We start from the raw sequence: 1921 nt of genomic DNA on the forward strand, positions 1-1921 counted from the left end.
TATTATGGTCGGTGATCCCGCACTCATGATTTTTGGATCGGGATATGCCATGGGAGCCAAAAATTTCGATGTCGAGGCCGCCCTGGATCTTATGAAATCCCAGGATAACAAAACCCCTTCTAAACGTGAATACATGTCACATGGGATGGTTGAGGGGGAGGTTTCCATAACACTTGAGTACATGATTGGAGATTTTACTAACCGTCTCATAGATATTGAAACATAAGCTGATTGTAATTATATTTTAAGAATGAAGAACAATGATGCTCGGAAAATGGATCGAGAGGCGCTTGCAGAACTTCGGATCCGGGCTGTTTCTCAAATTCGCAAGGGCGAAAGTCCCGAGCAAATCGCCAAGGTCCTGGGAGTTAATCGCGTCACAGTATATCGATGGATGACTCGATTCGCCAATGGCGGATATAACGGCTTGAAACGAAAAAAGGCTCCTGGCAAATCCCGTCTTTTGACCGAAACGCAAATGCGTAGTCTCTACTATATGTTGGTGGATACCACTCCGGAACAAATGAAGCTACCCTTCGCATTGTGGACCTTGGCTGGCGTGAAAGAATGCGTTCGTCGGCGCTTTGGCTTAAAGCTTTCCAAAGCAACCATGGGTCGCTTGATGGCACGGTTGGGGCTCAGCTTTCAAAAACCAGTACAAAGAGCCTATGAGCAAAGTGGAAATTTGGTCAAGACTTGGCTCAAAAAGGAATTCCCTCAGATACAGAAACAGGCCAAGCGGGAAGGGGCCGAAATCTATTTCGAGGATGAATCCGGAATTCGTTCGGATGCCGCCGTCGGAAAGACCTGGGGTAGAATTGGTAAAACCCCTGTAGTCAAGCGAACAGGGCGGCGCTACAGTTTGAATCTTGTTTCGGCAATCAGTCCGCGTGGTGAATTGAGATTCATGTTCACCAAAGGCTCATTTGGAGCAAAGGAATTCGTGGAATTCTTAAATCGTCTTATGAAAACGACTCCGCGAAAGGTCTTTATTATAACGGACGGGCACCCAGCGCACAAATCTAAGTTAGTCAAGAAATTCCTAGAGGAGAACATCGAGCGCATCAAGCTCTTTTTCCTCCCCCCTTACTCACCTGAGCTGAATCCGGATGAGTTGGTGTGGAATGCACTAAAGGGCAACATAAGCCGCAGTTTAATTAAAGATCAAGATGACCTTGAAGGCAATGTAATGGGATATATGCGATCCCTGCAAAAAAGACCCGAAAGAGTCCGGGCATTTTTTCAAGAGCGACATGTCAGATACGTACTGCAAACGTAGCTATATCAATGAGACGGGTAGTAAATAAAACCTATCAAAATCCAGGCTTTTTAATCACATTAATTATATCGCACACGGGACTTAGCAATAAATTAAATACCAGTGATAATTACTGGGTAAAGTGGATGGTCGTTGCGATAGAACTGCTTCCCCTTTTACAAAAAAAGCAACGGTATTTGTTGATTTTCCCTAGAGACTTATTAGCAAATGAAGTGATTCAGTGGTTGTTAACAGAAGGAGTGGATTTTCTCAAGTATATGGATGTGATCAGTTTCGATAACGTCAATCGCTATACAGATGAATACCCAACAACCATCGATTTCGGTTTTGCCGATCTAGGTAGGCAAGCATTTCACTTTATTTCAAAAAACCTGCCTGCACGAATCTCTTCAAAAGGCGAGATTAGGGCTAAGACAACTGTTGTTGAACGTGGTACGGTACGCCGAGCCGTAAAGCTGGATAAAGAAGAATCAGGAACATGACCTGCTACCAAGGGTTTACTAAATCTATCCATATTGATGTGTCTAGTCCATGGGTAGCAGGCCATCCGATATTTACTTAGGGAACAGTAAAGCCGTGAACCCCATCACCTGACCAATCCGCTTCCGACAATCCGCTTTCACTCTTCAGCAGCACCCAATC

3 protein-coding genes are annotated in these 1921 nt (G+C 44.6%); all 3 read left to right on the top strand.

Going from position 1 to position 1921, the window contains the following annotated elements:
• Window positions 1–226, top strand: a 226-nt coding sequence (locus ACEW8P_RS05215) for a glycoside hydrolase domain-containing protein (RefSeq protein ID WP_373512047.1), incomplete at its 5' end; no start/stop codon positions are given.
• A 24-nt stretch (window positions 227–250) separates the two neighbouring features.
• Window positions 251–1279 carry an IS630 family transposase gene (locus ACEW8P_RS05220; protein WP_373512048.1) on the top strand — a complete coding sequence of 343 codons (1029 nt, stop codon included), beginning with the start codon at window positions 251–253 and terminating at the stop codon, window positions 1277–1279.
• 8 nt (window positions 1280–1287) lie between these two features.
• The gene (locus ACEW8P_RS05225) at window positions 1288–1761 is read left to right on the top strand and encodes a hypothetical protein (RefSeq protein ID WP_373512049.1); all 474 of its coding nucleotides are present in this window, start codon (window positions 1288–1290) and stop codon (window positions 1759–1761) included.
• Window positions 1762–1921: the final 160 nt, after the last annotated feature.

Origin of the sequence: Persicitalea sp., assembly GCF_041751555.1 — a bacterium.
GTDB lineage: Bacteria > Bacteroidota > Bacteroidia > Cytophagales > Spirosomataceae > Persicitalea.